1 protein-coding gene is annotated in these 712 nt (G+C 64.3%); it reads left to right on the top strand.

All coding sequences use genetic code 11. From position 1 onward, the window contains the following. Positions 1-712 (top strand): MFS transporter (locus PWP93_RS37315; RefSeq protein WP_421048410.1); only part of this gene is annotated, 712 nt, incomplete at both ends.

The raw sequence follows: 712 nt of genomic DNA, 5'->3' as shown, positions 1-712 counted from the left end.
GACAACGTGCTGCTCGTCGGCATTGCGCTCGGGGCCTACGGTGTCACGCAATCGCTCCTGTATATCTTTTATGGCTGGCTTTCGGACAAGATGGGCCGCAAGCCGGTGATCGTCATCGGCCTCGTGATCTTTGCCCTCGGCAGCTTCGTGGCGGCTTTCGCGCACGACATCACGTGGATCATCGTCGGGCGGGTGATTCAGGGCATGGGGGCGATTTCCTCGGCGGTGCTCGCGTTCATCGCCGACCTCACTTCCGAGGAGCACCGCACCAAGGCCATGGCGATGGTGGGCGGCTCGATCGGCATGTCCTTCGCGGTGGCGATCGTGGGCGCGCCCATCGTGTTCCACTGGGTCGGCATGAGCGGCCTGTTCGCCCTCGTGGGCGTGTTCTCGATTCTCGCCGTGGGCGTCGTGCTGTGGATCGTGCCCGATGCGCCCAAACCCGTGCATGTGCGCGCGCCGTTCGCCGAAGTCCTGCGCAACGTGGAACTGCTGCGCCTGAACTTCGGCGTGCTCGTGCTGCATGCCACGCAGACCGCGCTTTTTCTCGTCGTGCCGCGCCTGCTCGTGGACGCGGGCCTGCCTGTGGCGTCACACTGGAAAATTTATCTGCCGGTGATGGGCGTCTCGTTCGTCCTGATGGTGCCGGCCATCATCGCCGCGGAAAAGCGGGGCAAGATGAAGGCTGTGCTGTGCTCGGCCATTGGGCTTG

This window comes from Paraburkholderia sp. A1RI-2L (genome assembly GCF_048957375.1).
Classification (GTDB): domain Bacteria; phylum Pseudomonadota; class Gammaproteobacteria; order Burkholderiales; family Burkholderiaceae; genus Paraburkholderia.
Note: the sequence above shows the minus strand (reverse complement) of the source record. Positions and strands in the feature narration are given on the sequence as shown.